Here is a 22,399-nt window from a genome sequence, read left to right as displayed (position 1 = left end):
ACGACGTCGACCACCTGGGTCCAAGAGGCCTCGTTCGCATCGCGGTAGCCGAGGCTGGAGGAGATCGAGAGGCCGGACGCCCAAAGCGCCTTGAAACCGGACCGCTGCGCGATCGCCGCGGAGAGCGCGTCATGGGCTTCCATAAGGAATGACGGTCCGTCACCAGTGCAAATGAGGTCATGAAGCGTAGATTCGCTTGTTTTGCCGCCCGGGTTCCGCAGGTCACGTCCTTTTTGCGATAGTGAACACACCCGACGCAGATGTGGCATGCTGCTTTCCTCCCTTCGTTCCACCGATCGCGATATCACCACGACGTCACATCGGTCGGCAGCTCTGCCGCCATCTAGAAGGAAGCATCAAAAGTCGTGCCAACTGAGCAGGAAAGCCTCAGAAAAAGTGTTCTCGATACTATTCAATAACTTGAATGATGGTGAGAGCAGGAGCCAAGCCGAACAACCTGTGTCGCTCACTCGACAACCCGGCAGTAGTGTCGGTTGCCCACCGCCTTCCCAGTTCCCAGGCCCTGATGCCTGCCTTTTTTGCTGCCGGCTCGTTTCCTCGGCGGCATCCAGAATGGCCCGGGTCCGGCGCGGCACCGCTTGGCCAAGGGCTGGCACTTCAGGGGCTGCGCATCTCGGCGACCTCGCGCATTTCCGACAGATCGAATGACGGAGCGTCTTTCGACCTCCTAGCCCTCGCATGGAAAATATTGATCTTTTTTCGGTCCCTGTTACTCAGTTTGTTACACAGCAACACAAGCTCCGTTTCCAAGTAATCTATTCAGAGCAACGCTCCTATCGGCGGTCCCAGTAGCCGGCGCAATCGCGCCGATAACCTCGACAATTGGGGCATGTAAGGGTATTCCGTTGAGCCCGAAATCGCTGTCATAGTTCACGCGCACATGCTCAAAATCCCGCAGACGGATCTCCTTGAAAAAGGCTCTACTGCTTCGCGCGAGCGCCTCGAGCTACCAGCCAAACTCTCTAGACCGCGTTGATGCCCCGAAAAGAGCAGAGGGAAGCGGGTAGATGGCCGCTTTACGCAGCATTCTGGCGCCAACGCTGATATCCAATATCCGAAAAACGTCCGTTTTGTTCATCATTGCCCGAAGCGGTGAACCATTTTCCTTGCCTTACCGGCAGGCATCATCTTTAAGCACTTGACCTTCAGACGGGCTCCCGTCAACTTCCTGATCGGGGTGGGAATCTTGGCAAGTTCCGCAGTATCTTCAGTATCGGATGCGTCGCGTCCGCAACTTTTCGGTCAACTTGGCCCAGACATCTTCACGGTGTTTTCTGGCGGGAACCGGCTGCTATATGAGCGTGCGATCCTCGCCGTCTACGACGACTTCTACCGGTCCGACCTCCTGTTCCCGACCGAGGCAGAGGTAGTCGGCGTGATCTACAACTGCATCACGAGGGAGCCTAGCCTCTGGGCCGAGGACGAAGCCGCCGTCGATCTCGACCGCCTCGTGACGCGGACCGGTCGGCGGGTCAGGCGTCGACGCGTCCTAGGCGTGGACAATCAAGCCACCGGGACCGCGATCAGCCAGTCCCGGCACATCTACAACCGGATGCTGCAGACGGGATGGCTGGACGAGGCGAGCTATGGCCTCAAGACAACCGTAGAGATGCCGTCCGGAGCGATGCGTCTCGCCGAATTCCTGTGCTCCTTGAAGGAGGGCGGCGCCGAGCAACTCGGCGGCCTTGTGGTGGAGGTGAGGAATGCGATCCGTGCGGTGCGGGAGAAACCGGCGGAGAACGCTCTCGGCCTCAACAAGGCCGCCCATGACTCGGCACGTTTCGGACGCTACATGAGAAGCGTGCTCGCGGCCCTGCGGGAGGTTGATCGGCAGGTGCTCTCCTCGGACACGCTTGCCGAGCGGCTGCGACACTACTTCGAGGACTTCGTCGAGCGGGTGCTCCTGCGAGATTACACGTCCATCTCGACCACGGCGCATCCCTATCGGCATCGGCGGACCATTCTCGCCTCGCTCGACGAGTTGGAGGATTCCGAGATTGACTTGGCCGCCGTAGCCGACGCGTATCTAGAATCCCGGCTCGTTCCCGATGGGCAAGCGGCGCGCGACCTCGTGCAGGAGGACCTGTTCCGGATTCGCCGCGTGTTCGAACGGATCGAGGAATCCTTCGAGGCGATCCAGCAGCACCGGTCCAGGCTCGAGACGCGGCTGCGTAACGTGGTCAGGTACGCAGGGCGCCGGACCAACTTCCTCCAACGCAGCGAGCATGTGATCCAGGGGCTCGACGATGCTCTCTCGCGGGGCATGGACGATCTTGCGGTACGAGGATTGATTGAGCCCCGGATGACCGTGGTTGCGCCCGAGCTCCTCGCGAAGCCGCGCGGCTCGCGGCCGGAGATCGCCGACGCCGACCTTGCCCTTCCGCCGCCAGATCCGATACGCGAATTCAGGCGTCAGCTCGAGCGGGAATACTTGGATCGCCTGACCATCTCGCCGGCAAAGGTTAGCCGTTTCCTCGAAAGACGGGTACGGCCCTTTAGCGAGACCACGGCGGCTTATTTGAGAATCGAGACCGTCGATGATTTCCTGGCCTTCGAAGCCATCCGAGTGATGGTCGCCGGCGGCCTCGGTGCCGACGCCGACTCGCGGCTCGCGAAGACGCTTAAGGACCGGTTCGAGTTCGTGGTGTCCGACGACGCAGTGTCAAACGAGTGGCTGGACTGCGGCGGCTTTCATGTGAAGCGCCTCGACGACAGCATCACTCTCGAGGTCGGGCATGCTGCTTGAGTTCAACGCCCTCGAAAACTCGAACCCGCGCGGTTTCCTAAAGGTCACGCAACTCATCGCACATCTGATGCGAAACCAGTTCGTCCACGTGGAAGACCGTGGGGCCGCGACGCTGCTGGAAACGCTGCACCGGTCGGAACTCGCAAAGCTTGTCGAGGCTTACTTTGATGTTGGCGGCTACCGTCTCGTCCACCGGGAGACCGAAGGCTGGGCGGGGATCTTGCCCGATCCGGAGCGCACGGCGCTGCCGCGGCTGCGCATTGATGAGACGATCGCGTTACTCATCATGCGACGGCTCTGGGAAGAGGCACTCCAACTCGGCGAAATCTACACCAACGGAACCACCCGCACGACACTCAACGAGGCGTATGCGGCCTATCAGGGGATAGTCGCCGGCAGCCGGCGCGCGGCGCTTGCGCCAAACGAGTTCCGCGACGTGCTCCGGATGCTCGAACGCAAGGCGATCGTTCGCCTCGGTGAGTTCGACGCGGACGCGCAGAATATGGATCTCGACATTCGCGCGCTCGTCACTAGCGTCGCCGGCGACGACTTCGTCGCGTCGCTCGAGCAGATCTTGTCGCGTCCAGTCGCCACCACGCCCGACGCAGACGATCAGGTCGTGGGAGGCGAGGCATGATGGAACTGCGGCGCATCGTCCTAGTGAACTGGCACATGATGGTACGGGCCGACCTCGATCTGGCCGGCGATGCGGCCATCCTCGGCCAGAACCGATCCGGCAAGTCCACAATAATCGATCTGATACAGGCGATCATGGCCGGCGGTTCGTCGCGTCTGTACCGGTTCAACCGGTCCGCTGGCGAGAGCAGCGGCCGTTCGGACCGCACGCTCGGGGGCTACTGTCTCGGGCAACTCAACCAGGACATTTTCCTCAGGAACCAGGCTAGAAGCCACATCGCGCTTGTCTTCGAGGACACGGAAAGGCGGCGGATGCCTGTGAGTCTCGGGCTGTCCATTGAGGCCGCCCGCGGACAACAGACAGAGGTACTGGGACGGTTCGTCGCCGAGGGTATTAGCGTCGACACCTCGATGCTGCTGGATATCAGCGAAGACGCGTCCCGGCCGACCGTGTGGCCTGTCGTCCGCCGTCGGCTCGACCAGGCCTGCAGTGAAATGGGCGGTCAGCTTCTCACGCCGGACGACGCCAAGACGTTCATTCGCGAGTACATGCGCGCGCTGTTCACAGGGCGCCGCGCGTCGGATCCCGAGCGGTTTGTCCGCACTTTCGTGGCCGCGCTTTCCTTCACGGACATCTCGTCTGTCGAGCAGTTCGTGCACCGCTACCTGCTCGAGCCCAAGCCGATCGACATCGCCGAGCTACGCGATTCTATCCGCCGCTACCGCGAGATCCAGAAGACCATTGCCGACCTCAATCGAAGATTGGAGGCGCTTCGCGCAATCCGCGCCCAGATAGAGGAATTCGACCGGCTTCTCGCCGAGGAACTTACCTGCCGCGCGATTGGGAGGACCGCCCTGCTGGTCGAAGGATTCGCCAGGCTGTTGACGAATATCGGTGAAAAAAGGTCGAAGGCGCACGAGATTCACGTGGTCATGGAGGATTTTGCGCGGATAGAGGAAGAAATGGAACATCAGACCGAGGCGCTCGCATCCGTCCAGCGACAGCTCGCTGCGACCGGCGCGCAGGGACAACGCGCCATCGTTGAGCAGGAGATTAGAGGGCTGGAGCGGGACCATGCGGGCGTCATGGAGCGCCTCCTGACTCGGCACCTCGGCGCTGCGCGCGCGATCCAACTCCTGGATTTGCGCGACAAGCTGAGCGTCATAAACCCAGGCGAATTGTTCCGTGCGCTCGAGCGCGTTGAAGAGGCCAGCCGTGGGATCGCGCCGCCCGGTTGGCCACGCGATCCGGCGAAGATGGACCAACTGCTGGGTGCAGTCTCAGAAGCCGCGAGCGCCCGGATGGAAAAGGCGACCGACCAACGAGACGAGGCCATCGTCTGGGTCAAGCAACTTGAGGCTGAGGCAGCCGAGGATAGCAAGCAGCTTGCCAACGCCAGACGGGGACAGATCACCCTTAATGCCGCAACTTCGAGACTTATGGAGGCCCTGCGACGCGAAGGCATGACGCCACGCACACTCTGTGAAGTCGCTGACATCGTCGACGAACGGTGGCGCAATGCGCTAGAGGCGCTGCTCACCCGCGACCGCGAGGCCATTATTGTTGATCCAGAGCACGCGTACCGTGCGACCGAGATCCTGCGGCATGGACGCGACGCTTATCCGGGATGCCGCGTAGCCAACACCCGCAAGCTCCAGTCGAGATCCACCGTGCCCGAGGGCGGTACGCTAGCTTCGATGATCCGCAGCGACGATAAGCTGGCCATGGCGTTCGTAGTCTTCAGGATAGGCAACGTTCGCCTTGCGGAGAACCAGGATGAGCTTCTATGCAGCGGCCGCGCAGTAATGGCCGATGGTGCGTATTACGACGGCCTGATCACCGAAATGCGCCGGCCGGACGGCCTTAAGATTGGGCGGGCTGCGGCACCACTGATGGAGACCACGCTCCGGGAGCGGATCGAACAGCGTTCGCAGTTTTTGAGGATTCATCTTGAGAAGAAACGCTTCTTCGAGGACGCGATGCGGCGGCTCGAGGATTGCAGCAGACCGGTCGATGAAAAAGACAAGTTGGAAGCGCTCACATTGGCGCTGGGGGATCTGGCAGACAGGCGTGCCGACGCGCGGCGCCGACTCGATCGGATATCGGCCCAGGTCGACCCTGAACTACTCGACGCGGAGAAGCGGTTGCAGGCCTTATTGAACAGCCTCAAGACAGATCGCGATGAACTGATCGATAGTCGCGCGTCGCTCAGAACGAAGATTGAGGAGGTCAAGGAGAGGCTGGGCGCGGGCGAGCAGAGCGTCGGCTCTTACCTGTGCCTCGCCCATCGCCGTCGACAGTTCCGCAGTGTCGTGACCTCCGCGGCACAAATGCGATCGCTCCGACAGCGATATAGGGGGCATCCCGCTAGAAATCCGGCCAGGATTGCTTCCGACATGGAGAAGGCTGCGGACGATGCGAAGCAGGGGTATCGAGAGCTCAGTCACGACATCAGGGCGGCCCTTGGGAGGTATGCCATCGACTTCCCCGACGCATTCGAGGGCTATGCGGACGTGCCGATCATCGGCACGGTGAAACCGTGGGTGTCAGACGGCATTGCGATGCTGGAAGACAACGAACTCATCCGGTACCGCGAGCAAGCGGACGAGGCGGCAGATCGGGTTTCACGTCTCTTCAAGACGACCTTCATTCATGAGCTGAACAGCCGCTTCGGGCAGCTTCATTCGGAGATGGAGAAGCTTTCGGCGGCGCTCCGCACACGCCCCCTTCACGGTGAGATCTATCGTCTGGCGGAGCTCGTCAAACCGGAGTTCGACGACCTCTATCATCTCGCCAAGGACAGTGAGGCCGACGAGCGCGTGCTGGATGCTCTGTTCGGCCGGGCCGAGCCTCGCGACGAGCGGCACGCGCGGGCGCTCAGGCAGATAGAACAGCTTCTCGCCGACGAGTCCTTCGACTTTACCATCTTTCAGGACTACCGCAGCTATTTCACGTACGATCTGAGGATGCGCGACGTCGCCACCGGGCGGACGACGAGCTTCGACCGCCGACGCGGCGTGGCCAGCGGTGCCGAACGCCAGGTGCCGTTCTACGTCGTCATCGGAGCGGCCCTCGCCAGCGCCTACCACGGCGTCCGCCAGGCAACCGCTCCAAGCGATCTTGGAATAGGGCTTGCGGTGTTCGACGAGGCCTTCAGCAAGATGGATGGTCCCAACCAGCGGACGCTGCTCGAATTCTACCGGGCGATCGGCCTTCAGGTCGTCATCGCCGCGCCGACCGAGAAACGCGCGGTCGTCTACGAGAACCTGGACTACATCATCGACGTATTCCGCAGCGGCGACGTTTCCCTCGCCGAATCCATCCGGGTCAAGGACCGCGTCCGCGAGGAGATGCGCGCCATCAACCCCCAGCACGCGACGGATGACGAACTCGCGGAGCGGCTTGGTCTCGAGGCGAAGGCGGCCGAATGAGACGGCGCGGGTTTTCGACCGTCATTTCACTCATCGACGATCTGCTCACGCGGCATGAACGCAACCCCGCCGTGCGAAACCTGATCGCCTTGATTGACAATGACGGCTTCGCCAACATGGACCTGCGGGACGCCTTCGATGAGGAACTCGCAGCGTTAGAGCGAGCAGGCGGGATCGAGCTGGTCCAAACCGGCCCGAAGACGGAGCGTCGGGTGACCGGTGCAAGGCTGAAGGATGCCGGGGTGCTCTACCGCAAGGTCGAACGACGGCCGGCTGGCGAACTGGCATACCGAGCCGTCTCAGAACTGCGGTCGCAGCCGGGGCTGCCGGCCGGCGCGGCCAGTTTGATCGATGACGCCGTCGCGGCCTGGACGCGGGGCGTTTCCCACATCGGAATTCGGAATGGAGACGGGCGAACGCTTGCAAACGTGATCGGCCTCGCCATCGCAGCACGCGGTCGCATGTCGGGCGATCCGCAGGGGGAGCAGGACTTCCGGACGTTCTCGCGGTTGACGGTCGGCGACAGTAAAGCGCTGGAGAAGAATGTTCGGCAAGTCGCCGCAGCAATGGCGAAGATCTTCGTGGGCATGGAGGAGCAGACTCGCCTCGATCCGGAGGAACTGCTTGCCAGCGCCGGTATCAGGCGGTTGCCGCAACCAATCCTGCTGCACGGTGACGTATCGCTGGACGGGCGGTCCTTTCCGGCGATGCCCTATGTCGGAATACCTACCGACTGCGCCGGCGGGATCAGTCTCCTGACGAAGCCCGACTACGTCCTGACGATCGAGAACTTCGCGTCATTCGTCCGGCACATTCGGGAGGTCGCACGGTCCGAACGGGCCCTCGTCATCTATTCCGGTGGCTTCCCTTCGCGACCGACGCTCGCGACGGTCACAAGGCTGGCGGCCCAAGCGCAGGTGCCGACGTTTCACTGGGGAGATATGGACGCCGGAGGGGTCCGAATCTTCCGGCACCTCGAAAGACATCTTGCCGGTGTCGACATTCCGCTGCGCGCCCATATGATGAACGTCGAACTGCTCCGCCGCTTCGGGAGACCCGCACCGGGTGTGGCCGGTCCTGTCGGCGACATGCTCGCAAGCGCGATCGCGGGCTTGGCGGACCTCCTCACCACGAGTGGTCTCGTGCACGAGCAGGAGGAGTTCGATCCCATAAGCCCGATCACGGAGACTCTTGCTACCGCGGAGCTCGGAAAAAGCTTCTAACGCTTGGGTGAGGAGGTGACGGCTGGGGCCGAACGACGGCGCTTCTGCTAAAGTGCCCGACAAATCAGCGGTAGGACTGGAAAATTGGCTGAATTTCTCATTCGCGACATGGTGAAGTTGTTCCGGGATGATCAGTCGCTACGGGAGCATCTAAGGGCTGCAATCTACGATCCAGATACATTCGCTAACATCCGGGATTTTCTAGCTCTGAAGAGATAGACGGAGATGACCGCGGGATGCCATCAGAGCTGGTAGGCGGCACGGATCCGGTCTGCAACATCCTCTCGCGTCATATTCACCTTAAACTGCTCGGGGTTATAATCGACCTCCGCTGTCGCCAGCTCGACGAACGCCCGCATGTCTTTTGCAACGGTCTCGGGCAGCGGATAGCTGGCTTCGGGGCTTAAGACTTGCAGCAGCCGTGCCACGTCGTTGCGATGTTTTTTGATGTTCTTTTCGTCAACCTTGCCGCCCGCATCGCGCTCCCAGCTAAGGTCGAGCCACGCGCGGGCCTTGAACGGGATGATCGCTGCCTCGTTGAGCACCGGGATGCCGCCGGCATCGCGCACCATCGACTTGAGAAAGGCGTAATAGTCCTCGTCGAGCAGGATCGCCGACAGACTCGCGGCCGCTTCGTCGATAGGAAGCGGCGTAAGATGCGAGTCCTCGGCAAGCGTCAGCCCTTCGGGCGACCGCGAGAACAGCTCGAGCATGGCAGGGAAATCTTCGGTCTTCGGCTTCTGGAAGCGGTAGAGGACTTTCTCCCCCTGGCTTCGCTCTCTGATCTCGTACCCACCGTGCTCGACAAAGGCCCAGAAGCGCTCCGCGAAGGCAGCGTCCAGCGCCTCGACGATCAGCACGATGTCGAGATCCTTGGTGGCGCGGAAGTCCAGGCCGACCTCGTTCATGATAAGCTCGCAGGCGGCACCACCGATCAGCACATATTGATGTTCATGGCCCGCGAAATGAGCGCGGAAGCGGTCCACCCCGATCACCATTCAAACCTCTCCAATAGTTCTTCCGCCGCTTGCGCGACGCGTTCGTCCGTGCTCCCCCGAACACTGAGATACAGCGAGAGCCGATCTATGACAGCATCCCGCGCGAGGATCTGCGGGTCGTAGGTCCAGGTCTGAATCTCTAACCGGTCGTCATCGAACGCCGTGGCTGGGCTGAGTGCGAGCCTCTCCTTGAGGCGCTTCCAATGCATCGACAGAATGGCGCGCGTCTGGACCCTTGGCGCCGCCAACATGGTGTAGCGGGCAAGCGCGCTCTCGCCAGCGAGCGGTGCGATTTGGTTTTCGACCCGGCCACTAACAAGGCGAACCTTGCGCACTGGGGATTGCAACCGCTCTTGGATTGCCTCCCATAGTTCGTGACCACCCAGAAGCATGTGCAGACGGCGTTGTCGGCCGACATGGCGAGCCTTTGCAAGTTGGAGTGCCTCAAGCTCATCAAGTGTTCGGCTTATGCTCATGATCGACACATGGAGTCGCTCGGCAAGGTCGGTGAGGTGTTCCTCCTCAAGGGCGATACCCTGCAGGACCGCGAGGAGCACCAATTGCGTAGTAGGGCTGATCTGGTCTGCGGGGGCGATCGCGGTCGTCCGCGCTCGCTCGCGCAGGTCGAGCAATGCTTCCGGGACATAAAGCTGCGCACCCGGCGCGATGAAGCCGATCTGCCGCTCCACCATCTGGCGCCGGACGGCGTTCGGCACATGGTCAAGCAGCAGCAGAATGAGATCGACGCCAAGTTGGCGACGGACAAGATCACGATGCTTGAGGTAATCCGTTGTGGCGCCTTGCCGGGGTTCGCAAATCGCCATGACAACCAGAGTGCGACCGTCCAGCAACCCTTCCCACAACATGTAGCGGTCAAGCACGAAGTGTGGGACGTTTGTAGGCGCTATCGGCGTGAGTTCGAACCGCCGCCCGAAGGCGTGCTGGACATACGCTTCCGCCGCCTGAGCGAGCGCTTCTAACCGCGCGGCAGGAATTCTTTCTAACACCATGCCCCTATTTAACAGCGCTTCTGTTAAATGTACATGCACTGTTAGGTATGGGTCGCTTTCTACGACACCGGCTCAAGAGAGAATAGGATTTCGACAAATCAGCCGGATCGGGCGCAGTGGATGATCGGCTGGAACGAAATCCTCCAACCGCTTCATCGTGAACAGCTGCTCCATGAACACATCGCTCCCGCGCATCGAACCGCTTCGCCAAGGTGGATCAGTAGTCTATGTTTGGCGTAGGTATTTCAGCAGCGTGCTAGGCGCCCGCCGCCACGTGCGGGCGACGCCGGCATCAACCGGCGGGCAGATGCGCCGAGGGCAACAATCGCGCCTGACGCAGCGCCGCCAGATCAGCCGAGCCGGTGCAGAAGCAGGCGACGGCCAACTGGCGGATGACGATCTCGAAATGTGCGACAACCGCCTCGGTGGACACCGTCGCCGCGCGCAGCACGCCGGCCGCCTGCCCGGCGATGTCCGCGCCCAGGTGGATGGCCTTGGCCACGTCGACGCCGTCGCGGATCCCGCCCGACGCGATCAGCTTCACCGTTGGCAGCGCCCGACGTACCGCCTGCACGCTGGCCGGGGTCGGAATCCCCCAATCGGCGAACGCCATCGCCACTGCACGGTCGGCGGCATCGCGGGCGCGCTCGCCCTCCACCGCGGCCCAACTGGTGCCGCCGGCGCCGGCGACATCGATCACCGCCACGCCCGCCTCGACGAGCGCACAGGCCACCGAGGCGGACAGGCCCGCCCCCACTTCCTTGGCCACGATCGGCACGCCCACGCTGCGCGCGGCGCGAGCGATCTGCGCCAGGACGCCGCGCCAGTCGCGGTCGCCCTCCGGCTGTACCGCTTCCTGCAGCGGATTGAGATGGACGATGAGTCCATCGGCCTCCAGCGCATCCACCGCCCGGCGCGCCAGGTCCAGGCCGTCGGCCTCGCGCAGTTGCGCGGCGCCGATATTGGCCAGCAAGGGAATGTCTGGGGCCAGGCGGCGCAGCGCGCGCGTCAGCCCCTGGAAGTTGCGGGATTGCAGGCTCACGCGCTGCGAACCGACGCACATGGCGATCCCCAAGGCTTGCGCTGCTTCGCTCAGATGCCGGTTGACGGCCTCGGCGCGTGGCATGCCGCCGGTCATGGAGCTGATCAGCAGCGGCGCGCGCATGGTCTTGCCCAGCAGCGAGGCGCGCAGGTCGATCTGCGTCAAGTCCAACTCGGGCAATGCGCAGTGTTCGAAACGGATGTACTCCCAGCCGGCGACCGTGGCCGGCGCCGTTCGCCGATCCAGCACGATGTCCAGATGGTCGTCCTTGCGCCGGCTCAGGGCGGTGTCGCTCATGCTCGCTCCATCGTCCCATCGGGCGACGGCGTTGCGTCGGATCGGACCGACGGCAGCGCGCGCACGCCGCCGTCTCCCGCGCGTTCAGGCCGGCGCACGCTGGCCTCCCCCGCAGCGTCGCTGTGGTAGCGGCTGGTCGAGGTCTGGTAGTACTGCGCGCGGATGGCCGCCATGGCCTCAATCAACCGTCCCCACGGCGCGGGAAAGCGTTCTTGCGCCATCACCCGGTGCAGCATGCGCGTATGGCCGGCCAGCTCGTCGTTGAGGAACTCCACCACAGGCATAGCCGGATAGCGCTGCAGCAGCAGGATCGCCGCGTTGTCGGCCTCGCCGGCCGACCTGTCCTTGTCGCGTCCATGCAGATCGTTCTGCAGGCGCCCTATCGCGGAGATGAGCCGCAGGACCTGGCGAAACGCCGGACGCGCGCGCAAGGTCGCCATGTCCAGCCCCCACAGCAACGACAGGCAACAGAACACGTTCGCGTAGGCGATCGAATCGATGCCGTTGTGCAGGTACTCGGCGTAGGACCAGCGTTCCGCCCCTGCCGCCTGCGCGGGTCCGGCGTGCAGCGCCGCGCAGTAGCACTGGGTATCGTCGAGAAGCTGAGCATAGTCGCGACGATCGTAGGCGAGCGCGGCCAACGAAGCGCGCAGCACAGCGCAGCCCTCGAATCCGGGGAGCACGCACGGTACGCCCCGCCCCAGCGCCTGCTCCACCGCGGCGAGCTGCTCCGGCGCGATCAGGCCAAGGTCGTTGCAATCGTCGAGCCAGAACAGCAGCGCCAGTTCGCGATAGAACGCCACGATCAGCGTTTCGTCCTGCGGATCGCGGCCGGTGCGGGCGCTGGTGTCGCGCAGGCTCGGTTGGATACGCTGCAGGATGTACTGGCCGCCCCTGACCGCTTCCACGGCATGCTCGTCGGCGAACCCGGTCAGGGAACGCCCCCACTCCAGCACCTGCTGCAGCGCGCGTTCGGTCTGGATCATGGCGTCGCTCCTGGTCCCTCGGCCAGGACGCGCCGCCCCCAACGAAGCGCCAGCAACAACCCGGCAAGTTCGGCCACGCGCACGACCCGGGTGGGGCAATACAGTTCCTTGCCGATCCACAGCGGCGTCTGCGGCAGTGCATGCGCCGAATGGCGGGCGAGCATCCACTCCAGCGCACGCGCCACCGCCTGCGCGATGCGCCGGCGCCCTGTCGGCTCTTCGCTCCCGTCCATCACGTGCAACGCGAACAGCGCATAGGCGGTTTCCTCGAATGTGGACGCGCGACCGGTGCCCCAGCCGCCGCCGTCGCGTTGCGCCTGCAGCAGCGCCGCCAGCGCGCGCTCGTCGCGCCACTGGGGGTTGCCTTGCGCCAGCGCAGCGACCGCATGCGCGGTGGGATACAGCCACGAAACGTGCCATTTCTCGTTGTCCCATAGACCGTGCGGGTTGCGATTGGCCTCGACGTAGGCGCTGGTCCCGGCGGCGGGCTTTCCCAACAGTCGCAACGCATGCAGGGCATGGATGTTGGTCGACACCGAGGCATTGCGCTCGCCGGGGAAGGTGACGAACAGCTCGCCGATTTCGAAATGGCGCAACGCATCGACCGCCGGGTCGCGGCCTGCAAGGCGCAGGACGCACAACGCAACGGCGGTGTCGTCCGCATCGGCCGCGAAGTGCAAGGCCGGGCCCAGACCGCGCACGCCCAGGCGGGCGTCGAGCTGCGCGACGATCACGCGCACCGCCTCGGCGAGCGCGGGATGCGCGAACAGCCCGGCCAGATGCAGGGTGTACAGCGACCAGCATGGCTCGAACACATTGATCGGCCAGACGTTGGGCACGACACCTTCGATGCCGCTGCGCGTCGCCCGCGATGCCGCCTGCAGATACGCGTCGGCGCGCCCGACCTGCGGCATGCTCCCCTGTGTCACGGCGTGCGCACGCCACGCGGCGGTGGCCGCCGGACTGATGCCGATGCTGCCGTCGTCATCCGGGCATGCGGTGGTCGGCGACGTCCCCCAAGCTTCCCAGGAGTGCAGCAACGGATGGCCGCTCGGCAACGTCGCCGCCGCCCCCAGCTTGACCAGGCACGCTTGCCGCAATGGCAACAGCGCCGGGTGGCGCGGAAACGCCGCGCCGCCCATGAAGGATGCGGCCTCACCGCACAACTGCGGCAGGATCAGCTCCGCGCCGATCGGCGCGTCTTCCGGCACCGCATGCGCGTAGGGATCGGGCTGGCGCTCGAGGAACCGGGTTGCAGCCTGGACTGCGTCGGCAGCGCCGGGAAGAGGATCGGCACGCTGCAATGCCAGCAACGCCGCCCACGTGGGCGCATGGCGGAACAGCGGGAAGTCCGCGCTTCCCCATCCGCCATCGGCCTGTTGCTGCGCGATGAGCCACGCGTATGCGTCCTGCCGACCGGTGACGTTGCCGTGGAACTGCAGAGCTCGCGCCGTGTCGTAGACGGACGGACCGACGCTGCCACCGTCGCTCATCTCGCTCAGCAGGTGGCGCAATTCGGAAAGGATCTGTTCGGACAGCGCGTTCAAGCGGGATGTTCCTTCTGCAGAAGGTTGGCGAGAACCAGGATCGGGCAGACGCCGGGCACGTCGCCGCAGGCCCGTCGCGGCCCGGCGCACGGGCAGCGCCGGACGGTCGCCCTGCTCCGGCGCGGCGACGCGCCCCGATGCTGGCGCCGGTCCGACGCGTGCGCCGCGGCCGTGCTTGGCAACCGCTGCGATCGGCGCCGCTGACTCGGACACAGTGCAGCATGCGCCGCTGCCGCCAGCCGATCGCAGCGGCACAGGGGCGGCTCCATGCGGACGCGCGCGCTCATGCGCAGGGCGCGTGCTTGAACAGATACGCGTTGCCCCGCTGCAGCATCTGCGCCAATCGTTCCGCACGCGGCCCCAGCGGGGCGATGGCCTCCCCGGCGTCGCGCAACAGATCCAGCGCGAACTGGCGCGCTGCCTGCAGCCCCATGATCGACGCGCAGGTCGGCTTCTGCGCCGCCGCGTCCTTGCCGGGGGTCTTGCCCAGCGTCGCGGTATCCGCTGTCGCGTCGAGAATGTCGTCGACTACCTGCAACGCCAAGCCGAAACAGGCGCTGTAGCGATCGAGCGCACAGTACAGCGCAGCGTGCGCGGCATCCTCCGAGATGGCGCCTAGCGCACCCATGCGAACGGACGCGCGCACTAGCGCTCCGCTCTTCATCCGGTGCATCGCCACGATCCTGTCCAGCTCGACGTGCTTTCCGACCAGCGACAGATCCATGGCCTGCCCGCCTGCGGCACCCTCGGCGGACACCGCCTGCGCCAGTTCGCGCACGAGCGCGATACGGTTGTGGCCCGGCGCATCCAGGCTCGCCAGGGTCAGGAAGGCGTGCGCCTGCAACGCATCGCCGACCAGGATCGCAGTGGCTTCGCCGAACTTGACGTGCACGGTCGGAAGGCCGCGGCGAAGCACGTCGTCGTCCATCGCGGGCAGGTCGTCGTGGACCAGGGTACAGGCGTGCATCATCTCGATGGCGGCGCCGACGTCGTCGAGCATGTGCGCCGGCGTGTCGGCCAGTGCGCCGGCAGCCAGACAGAGCAAGGCGCGGGTGCGCTTTCCGCCATGCAAGGTGGCATAGCGCATCGCCGTCATCAGCTCGGTCTCACCGTCGTCTTCGGCGCAGAGAAGACGCGCCAGCGCCTGATCGACCCGCTTTGCACCGTCCTGCATCCAGATCTCCGGCAGCAGCCTGCCGGACGCGCCGCGCGCCTGCGCGCCCAATCCGCCGAGCGCGGAAACGCCAGTTCGGTCGTCGTGTAGCGTGGAACCGGTCTGCATGTTGTTCATGTCCTTGTACCTGACACGGCCACGGCGAGCGCCGAGCCGCCGCGGTGTTGCCGGTGTCGCACCGAGCGCGCGCGCCGAGGCAGCAATGCCGGGCGTCGCCGGCGCCGCTGCCTCGCCACACGGGGCGTGCGATTCCAGCTCATGAGAATCCGATGCGGATTGTCATGGAAGGATGTGCGGTCGGGTAATAGCGCCGGCCCTTTTCGACGCCGCTCAGCAACCGCGGCCGCACCCCAGCCTTGTGCATGGTCAGCGCCAAGGCGACGGAGAACTGCACCAGTTCCAGCCATACCAGGTGGTAGCCGATGCAGACGTGTGGGCCGGTACCGAACTGCAGCATGTCCACCGGCCGGATCGGCTCCGTGCGTTGCAGCCACCGCGCCAGGCGGAACTGATCAGGCGCCTCGTGCAGCAGCGCCGAGGTCGAGAAATGCAGCAGCGGGATGCACAGATGGGTGCCCGCGGGAATGCGCCGTTGGCCGAGCTGCAATTCCTGCAGCGCGCGACGGGGCAGGACCGTGGTCGCCGGATGCACGCGTAGCGTTTCGCGGAACAGCGCCTCGGCGACCGGACACTGCGCCAGGTCCGCGTGCCGGGTCGGCACCGCGCCCACGCGTTGCGCCTCCTCGACCAGGGCGTCCCACAGCACAGGCTGCCGCGCCAGCTCGATCACCATCCAGGCCATCGTCGAGGCGGTGGTGTCGTGACCGCCAAGCAGCAGCAAGCGGATATTGGCGACCAGGACGTCATCGGAGAGCGCATCATCGCTGCGATCGAAGGCGCTCACCATGTCGTTGATCAACCCGGTTCGCGCGGCATGCGCGCGCGCGTCCCGGACGAACTGGCGCAACTGCGCGTCGATCCAGTCGCGGGCTGCGCGGCCGCGCCGCAAGGGCAGTCCGGGCAGGTCGATCGGGGGCGCGACGATCAACTGCAGCAGTTGCCGGTACTTGCGATGCCATCCCGGCAGGTCGTTCGCGGGGATTCCCATGAGGCTGAAGATGAGCTTGAGCGTCAGATCGCCGGTTTCGCGCAGGATGGTTACGTCGCCGCGGTCGCGCCACGCCTGCACCCGCGCCAGGATGATGGGCGCGAACAGGTCGCCGATGCCGGCCTGGGTCAGCCCCTTGGGCAGGAACGCCGCCTTGATCGCATCACGCGCCTGCCGGTGCGCGCCGCCGTCCTGGGCGACCAACGTTCCGCGAAGCAATTCGGGCGCGATCTCTTCCATCAGCGCCGAGGACACGTCCTTGTGCCGGAGCAGTGCGAACGCATCCAGATCCGTGCAGGTCATCAGGTGGCCGGCAGGGCCGAAATCCAGCCAGAAGTGGCTGCCCAGCGTCCGTTCCGCGCGCCGCAGCAGGCGCGGCAGGTCGCAGACGATGGCGGGAAGATGCCCGACGAGGGGGAAAGCGCCGGGCACGACCGGGATGTCGTACCGCAGCCGGTGCCGACGGTCCAGCGGGTTGAGCAGCATGTCCATCAGCAGCGCGGCGCCGCGGCCGCTTCGGCGATGTCGCCGGCAGGCCGCGCGGCGCGGCTGTTGCCACCGTCGGCGTATGTCGGCACATGCGCCAGCATGCCGCCGTCGATGCACACGACCTGGCCAGTGATGAACGCAGCATCGTCGGAGAGCAGGAAAGCCACCAGCGCGGCCACGTCCTCGGGGCGGCCGACGCGCGGCAGGAGCTGGTGCCGGCGCAGATGCCGTTGCATGCACTCGTCCAGCTTGGCGAGGAGACGCTCGGTCATGATGAGACCCGGCGCAACCGCGTTGCAGCGGATCTGCGCGTGACCGTACTGGGTGGCGAGCGAGGCCGACAGCATGTTCATCGCCGCCTTCGACGCGGCGTAGGACGTCTGCGCGGTGTCACCGCTGAGCCCCTGGCACGACGACATGTTGACGATGGCGCCACCGCCGCGGGCGATCATCCGTGGGATGGCCTGCCGGCAGCAGAGCAGCGTGCCGCGCAGATTGGTCGCCATGATCTGATCCCAGACCGCCAGGTCCAGGTCGAGGATCGCGTGGTCGCGCGGGGTCAGATGCATGGCGCTCGCGTTGTTCACCAGCAGGTCGACCCCACCGAAGTGCCGCTCCGCCGTCTCGAACAGCGCTGCCACCGCCTGCGCATCGGCAATGTCCATGGCCAGGGCCAGCGCGTGGCCGGCTTCGGCCGCGATCTGCGCGGTGCAGGCGATGGCCGCCGAGCCATCAATGTCGGCCACCACGACTCTGCCGCCCTCGCGCGCGAGGGCGAGGGCGCACGCCTTGCCGATGCCGGCGCCGGCGCCGGTCACCACGGCCACCTTGCCTTCAAACCGTCCCATCGTGTCCTCCTGGATCCCGTTGGTCTTTCGCGGCATGCCGATAGGCCTCCGCCGGAGAAGGCGCAGGGTTGGCGCTGGCGCGCTCGCCATCGCCAGAGTCGCTTTCGATGACCCGAATGGCGGCGACCGGGCACTGGCTGGCCGCGAGCCGCACGGCGGCGTGCAGCGCCTGCGGGACCGTCACCATGCACACTTCAGCCACGCCGTCCGGTTCGCGCTGGCGAAAGGTCCCCGGCAGCGTCAGCACGCACTGCCCGGTGGTTCCGCACAGATCCTGGTCGACCACGACGCGCATCTCAGCCCCCCTGCGCATGCAGCCGCACCGGCAGCGCGCGGAACGTCCTAAGGAACGCGGAGGGCTCCCGGGTCGGCTGCTCGGCCAATGCCAGCGTGGGGAAGCGCGCCTCGATCCGCGGCAGGCTCTCGGCCAACTGCACCCGGGCCAGTTGCGCACCGAGGCAGAAGTGGATGCCGTGACCGAAGCTCAGCATGATCTTCCCGTCGCTCGACATGCCAGGACTGGTGCCATAGAACCGCGCGGGTTCGAAGCGGTCGGGATCGGCGAAGGCATCCGGGTCGCGATTGCCTGCCGCGATCAGCACGCGCACGTCCGCGTTCTTCGGAATCACCACGCCGCCCAGTTCGATGTCGCGCTGGGCGATCCGCGGAATGGAGCTGAACATGGCGGGCGCGTCGCAGCGCAGGACTTCTTCCACGAATGCCTTCACCCCCACGGCGTCTCCCTGCAGCCAGTGCCGCTGTTCGGGATACGCCAGCATCGCCAGGACCGCATGGTCGATGGTCGCAGCAGTGGTGGCGAAGCCGCCCAGCAGCATGCCCCACAACATGCTGATCAACTCCGCATCCGACAGCGTGTCGGCATCGTCGTCGTGTGCGCCGACCAGCATCGACACGATATCGTGGTGGGGGTCGGTGCGCTTGCGCTGTATGAGGTCGCCGAAGTAGGCCTGCACCTTGTCGCTGGCCGCGTCCGCCGCGGCGAGCTGGGGATCGCTGGCGTGCGGGCTCAGGCCTTCCAGAATGGGGCCGATGCCGGCGGCGAGCCCGAACATGTCATCCTGGGGCATGCCGAACAGTTCGGCGAAGACCAGCATGGGCAAGGCCAGCGCGAATTCCCGATGCAGGTCCACCGCCTCCCCGCGCTCCAGCGCGGGCGCCATGCCGTCCAGGCGCGCTGCGGCGATGCGCGCGATGCTCGGCCGCAGGTCGTCCATCTGGCGCATGGTGAAATCGCGCGAGATCAGCCGGCGCAGACGCGTATGCGTCGGGGGGTCCTTCATCGCTAGCGTGGACGCCAGCAGATTGAGCGACAGGCTGGTCGCCGCACGCGGGAAATAGCGCGCCAGTTCGCCCGGCGCCGGTCCCCGAAACGCATCGCCCGTCGCCTTCAGCGCCCAGTAAATGTCGACGTGGCGGCTCAACAGAAAGAGGCCCGACGCAGCGCGATGCACCGGATCGTGCTCGCGCAACCACCGCATGAACGGATACGGGTCGTGGATGCACGCTGGCGACGCCAGTTCGGCGAAGGCGTCCCGGCATGCTGCTTTGGTTTCTTGCACGTCCATCCTGGTTACCTGTTGGCTGGCTGATCTGACCGGTGCGCACCCAGGCGCGCCGGCAAATTGCGGAGAAGATCCCGATCCCGGCGGCGTCCGCGCGTCACCAGAGCACCGGGAGCTCCTCGAACCCGCCAGTGATGATCTCCTTGCGCAACTTCAGTTCTTCGGGCGACACGGCTAGGCGTAGCGCGGGAAAGCGCTGGAAGATCGAACCGAACACCACCTTGAGTTCCAGCCTGGCCAGCGCCGCGCCGATACAGTTATGCGGCCCGTAGGAGAACGCCAGGTGCGGGTTTTCGTCGCGTCCGATGTCGAAGATTTCCGGGTCGTCGAAATGGCGCGGATCGAACGACGTCGCCGGCAGGCCGACCAGCACCTTGCTCTCCGCGGGAATATGTACGCCCGCGATGGTCACGTCGGTCCTCGGATAGCGCATGATGCCGTCCCAGCCCGCGCCCGGCGGGTACATGCGCAGGATTTCCTCCACCGCCTTGTCCACTAGGGACGGTTCGCCGACCAGGCGTTCGCGCTGTTGCGGATGGCGGAACATGGCCAGCAGGCCGAATTCGATCTGCGCGACAGTGCTCTCGTGCCCCGCCACCAGTATGCCCGCCGCCAGGCCGATCGCCTCTTCCTCGGTTGCCTTGCCTTGGTCGACCGCTGCGAGCAGATCCGTCAGCAGGTTGTCGCCCGGATCCTGGCGCTTGGCCCGCATCTTGCCGCGAATGTAGGCGCGCAGTTCTTCCCAGGCCAGGCGCGACGCGGTGCGCGGGCCGCTTTCATGCTGGTGCGTCATCACCTCGTCGGACAGCCCGGCGAAAAAGGCGTGATCCTCGTAGAGCACGCCCATCAGCGCGCTGATGACCATGGCTGGAAGCGGAAAGGAAAGGTGGCGCCGCAGGTCGGCGGGCTGGGGCTGGGCCGCCAGCGTCTCGAACAACTGCGCGGCGATCGCCTCGACCTGCTGCGCGAGCAGCTTCACCCTGCGGTTGCTGAAGGCTGGCGCCACGATCGTGCGTAACCGGGCATGCTCGCCCCCCTCGTGCGAGACCAGCCACCCCGGCGAACCGAGAATCACCGAATCCGGGGTGAATGCCGCCGGCGGCATTCCCGCGGGCCGGAATGCCGCGTCGGACAGCACCGCCTTGGCCTCGTCGTAGCCTGTCACCCACCAGCCTTCGTGCCCGGACGGGAACCGCACGCGGTGGATCGGACCATTGGCGCATAGCGCCAACATCTCGGGCGAGGGCTCGATGTGATCGACGCGCCACATCGGCAGCGTCGGCAAGGGTTGTTCGGACATGGTGGCACTTCACTCTCTAAGCGATGGTCGGGCGGAAGGTGACCGGCAGGCGCTGCGGGCAGCGAATGACGTAAGACGGCATGTAGACGACGTCCTCCGCGGCGATGCTCAGCGCCAGATCCTCCAGCCGCCCGAACAGCGCGGGGAAGGCGCAGCGCAATTCCAGACGCGCCAGCTCAGCGCCCAGGCAGGAATGCGGCCCCTCGCCGAACGACAGGTGCGGGTTGTGCCGCCTGGTGACATCGAACCTGTCGGCGCCGGGACCGAAGGCCTTTTCGTCCCGGTTCGCCGCATGGAACGCCATCAGGACGGCGTCGCCGCGGCGGACCATGCATCCGTCGATCTCCACGTCCTGGGTGGCATAGCGGAACGGCAGATTGGCCACTGCGCTGCCCCAGCGCAGGATCTCCTCGATCGCCTGTGACCACGGAACTTGGCCGCTGCGCACCAGGTGCAGTTGCTGCGGATGCGTCAGCAATGCCAGCACGCCATTGCCGATGACGCCGGTGGTGGTCACGAAGCCCGCAGAGAGCACCATGAACAGCATGTCGATGAGCTCGCTGTCGGAAACGAGCTCGCCGTTGTCGCGCGCGACGATCAGGGCCGAAGCCAGATCGTCGCCGAGCTGGCCTCGCTTAAGCGCGATCAGGCGACGGAAGAACTCCGGGATGCGCTGCCGCGTCTGTCGCACCTCTGCGGCTGTGGCGGAGGTGTTGGCCCGGCTGTAGGTGAGCGCGACGATCTCCTCGCGCTGTTCGTCCGGCAAACCGAACAGTTCGGCGATCACGTTGGTGGGCAGCGGAACGGCGAACTCGCACATCAGATCGGCACTGCCGCCGCGCTGCGCCATCTCGGCCAGGAGTCGATCGACGCATTGTTCGATCCGTGGCGCCAGCAAGGCGATACGACTGGGCGCGAAGCTCCTGGACAGCAGGCCGCGCAAGCGCCGGTGATCGGCGCCATGCGCCGTGACCATGTTGTCCACTTTGCACATCCCGATCAGCGGATGATCCTCGGGAATCTCGCCGTCCTGCAGCGCCCGCCACTGTCGCCAGTCCCTGTTGAAACGCTGGTCGGAAAACATCCGCCTGAGCGTCTGGTGACGGCCTGCCGCCCAGGTCACCACATTGCCTGGCAGCGACACTCGCGCCATCCCCCCTGCTGCAGAATCGCAGCAGACAGACTATTAAGTTGCGTGGGAGCGACCGACACGCCGATCACATCGCAATGATCGTTTTCTACGCGCATGCAAACAACTCCATAAAGAACCATTATGTAATACAGCTACAAAATCAGTTGCAGCTTCGCGCAAATGCGTAGCGTCTCATCCCTCAACAAGCACCAGAAAAATTGGATTTCGACTAACCCGCTTGATCTTGCTGGGTTCGGGCGCCCTATTTAATTGAATAACAAGCCCCAAAATTCAAGTGAAAAGAATGTTAACTTTATTTGTTGCTGAGATTTCAAAAATTACATAATGCCGCAATATATTTCACAATTCTGGCCCATCATCCAATTCCTCTCACGGCGTATCAGAACCGCGCTCGGCAGGGCTTCGGGCCCGAGAGCCGCAATACGCGAGGGCCGCGTCTTGTCGCAACAGCCCTTGAAGCCTTCGGCGGCGAAGCGCTCTGCCAACGCCATATCCAGCTCTTGGACTTGCCGGTCTGCCGGATCATGTCGACGGTGCCGACGTCCATCGTCGATCCAGCCGGTTCGGAGCCACCTCAAGAACATGGAGACTTCTGTCATCAGACATTGGCGCAGAGAGAGAAATTGACACCGTAAGCTCCCCCGGCTCCTTCAGTGTCATCATCTCTCGCCTATCGTGTCATGTCACGCAGATGAGATCGCGCCTGCTTCTGTTGTCGCATTCCATTGTCAGGATCAGAATCAGAAAGGGTTACTTGCTTTTCATGCGTTTGAAATAATCCGTCCATAAATTGACAGTTTATATCT

General features: G+C 64.7%; 16 protein-coding genes and 1 pseudogene. 4 read left to right on the top strand and 13 right to left on the bottom strand.

The genetic code is table 11. The features are described from left to right. The coding region (locus AC0L28_RS32655; protein ID WP_473482524.1) for an isocitrate lyase/phosphoenolpyruvate mutase family protein at positions 1–269 on the bottom strand (269 nt) is incomplete at its 3' end. 938 nt (positions 270–1,207) lie between these two features. Between AC0L28_RS32655 and AC0L28_RS32650 the strand changes: the two genes are divergently transcribed. The 4 genes from AC0L28_RS32650 (at position 1,208) to AC0L28_RS32635 (ending at position 8,058) form a co-directional block, all read left to right on the top strand. Then, the gene (locus AC0L28_RS32650; RefSeq protein WP_473482522.1) at positions 1,208–2,767 is read left to right on the top strand and encodes a Wadjet anti-phage system protein JetA family protein; all 1,560 of its coding nucleotides are present in this window, start codon (positions 1,208–1,210) and stop codon (positions 2,765–2,767) included. Beyond that, on the top strand, positions 2,757–3,404 hold the full coding sequence (locus tag AC0L28_RS32645) for a DUF4194 domain-containing protein (protein WP_065010983.1): 648 nt from the start codon (positions 2,757–2,759) through the stop codon (positions 3,402–3,404). The genes AC0L28_RS32650 and AC0L28_RS32645 overlap by 11 nt, the downstream gene beginning before the upstream one ends. Beyond that, complete coding sequence (locus tag AC0L28_RS32640) at positions 3,401–6,835, top strand: SbcC/MukB-like Walker B domain-containing protein (protein ID WP_473482520.1); 3,435 nt, start codon at positions 3,401–3,403, stop codon at positions 6,833–6,835. The genes AC0L28_RS32645 and AC0L28_RS32640 overlap by 4 nt, the downstream gene beginning before the upstream one ends. A gap of 71 nt (positions 6,836–6,906) precedes the next feature. Beyond that, a complete protein-coding gene (locus tag AC0L28_RS32635; protein ID WP_473482518.1) occupies positions 6,907–8,058 on the top strand; it encodes a Wadjet anti-phage system protein JetD domain-containing protein in 1,152 nt (383 codons plus the stop codon). A gap of 242 nt (positions 8,059–8,300) precedes the next feature. On the opposite strand, the gene AC0L28_RS32630 is transcribed toward AC0L28_RS32635, so the two are convergent. The 12 genes and pseudogenes from AC0L28_RS32630 to AC0L28_RS32575 all read right to left on the bottom strand — a co-directional run bounded on the left by AC0L28_RS32630 (position 8,301) and on the right by AC0L28_RS32575 (position 21,524). Continuing rightward, the gene (locus AC0L28_RS32630; protein ID WP_065010987.1) at positions 8,301–9,056 is read right to left on the bottom strand and encodes a hypothetical protein; all 756 of its coding nucleotides are present in this window, start codon (positions 9,054–9,056) and stop codon (positions 8,301–8,303) included. After that, positions 9,050–10,066: a hypothetical protein gene (locus tag AC0L28_RS32625; protein ID WP_473482516.1), complete on the bottom strand. Its 1,017-nt coding sequence runs from the start codon at positions 10,064–10,066 to the stop codon at positions 9,050–9,052. The genes AC0L28_RS32630 and AC0L28_RS32625 overlap by 7 nt, the downstream gene beginning before the upstream one ends. 292 nt (positions 10,067–10,358) lie before the next feature. Continuing rightward, complete coding sequence (gene fni / locus AC0L28_RS32620) at positions 10,359–11,405, bottom strand: type 2 isopentenyl-diphosphate Delta-isomerase (RefSeq protein ID WP_473482514.1); 1,047 nt, start codon at positions 11,403–11,405, stop codon at positions 10,359–10,361. A gap of 84 nt (positions 11,406–11,489) precedes the next feature. Further along, positions 11,490–12,391, bottom strand: a pseudogene (locus AC0L28_RS32615) (terpene synthase family protein). Then, entirely contained in the window at positions 12,388–13,938 is a 1,551-nt protein-coding gene (locus AC0L28_RS32610; RefSeq protein WP_473482512.1) for a hypothetical protein, read from the bottom strand. Before AC0L28_RS32610 ends, AC0L28_RS32615 begins: the two are co-directional and overlap by 4 nt. 283 nt (positions 13,939–14,221) lie before the next feature. Then, a complete protein-coding gene (locus tag AC0L28_RS32605; protein WP_473482528.1) occupies positions 14,222–15,220 on the bottom strand; it encodes a polyprenyl synthetase family protein in 999 nt (332 codons plus the stop codon). A gap of 148 nt (positions 15,221–15,368) precedes the next feature. Next, positions 15,369–16,712, bottom strand: a complete 1,344-nt coding sequence (locus AC0L28_RS32600; protein ID WP_473482510.1) for a cytochrome P450 — start codon at positions 16,710–16,712, stop codon at positions 15,369–15,371. Continuing rightward, a complete protein-coding gene (locus tag AC0L28_RS32595; protein WP_065010993.1) occupies positions 16,712–17,557 on the bottom strand; it encodes an SDR family oxidoreductase in 846 nt (281 codons plus the stop codon). The genes AC0L28_RS32600 and AC0L28_RS32595 overlap by 1 nt, the downstream gene beginning before the upstream one ends. Further along, entirely contained in the window at positions 17,544–17,852 is a 309-nt protein-coding gene (locus AC0L28_RS32590) for a ferredoxin (RefSeq protein ID WP_473482508.1), read from the bottom strand. The genes AC0L28_RS32595 and AC0L28_RS32590 overlap by 14 nt, the downstream gene beginning before the upstream one ends. Position 17,853: 1 nt before the next feature. After that, entirely contained in the window at positions 17,854–19,143 is a 1,290-nt protein-coding gene (locus AC0L28_RS32585; protein WP_473482506.1) for a cytochrome P450, read from the bottom strand. A 94-nt stretch (positions 19,144–19,237) separates the two neighbouring features. Beyond that, entirely contained in the window at positions 19,238–20,440 is a 1,203-nt protein-coding gene (locus AC0L28_RS32580; protein WP_473482504.1) for a cytochrome P450, read from the bottom strand. Between the two features lie 16 nt (positions 20,441–20,456). After that, the gene (locus AC0L28_RS32575) at positions 20,457–21,524 is read right to left on the bottom strand and encodes a cytochrome P450 family protein (RefSeq protein WP_473482502.1); all 1,068 of its coding nucleotides are present in this window, start codon (positions 21,522–21,524) and stop codon (positions 20,457–20,459) included. Positions 21,525–22,399: the final 875 nt, after the last annotated feature.

The sequence above is a fragment of the Mesorhizobium sp. WSM4847 genome (genome assembly GCF_055811335.1).
The sequence above is the reverse complement of the archived record's forward strand: the minus strand, read 5'-3'. Positions and strand labels throughout refer to the sequence as shown.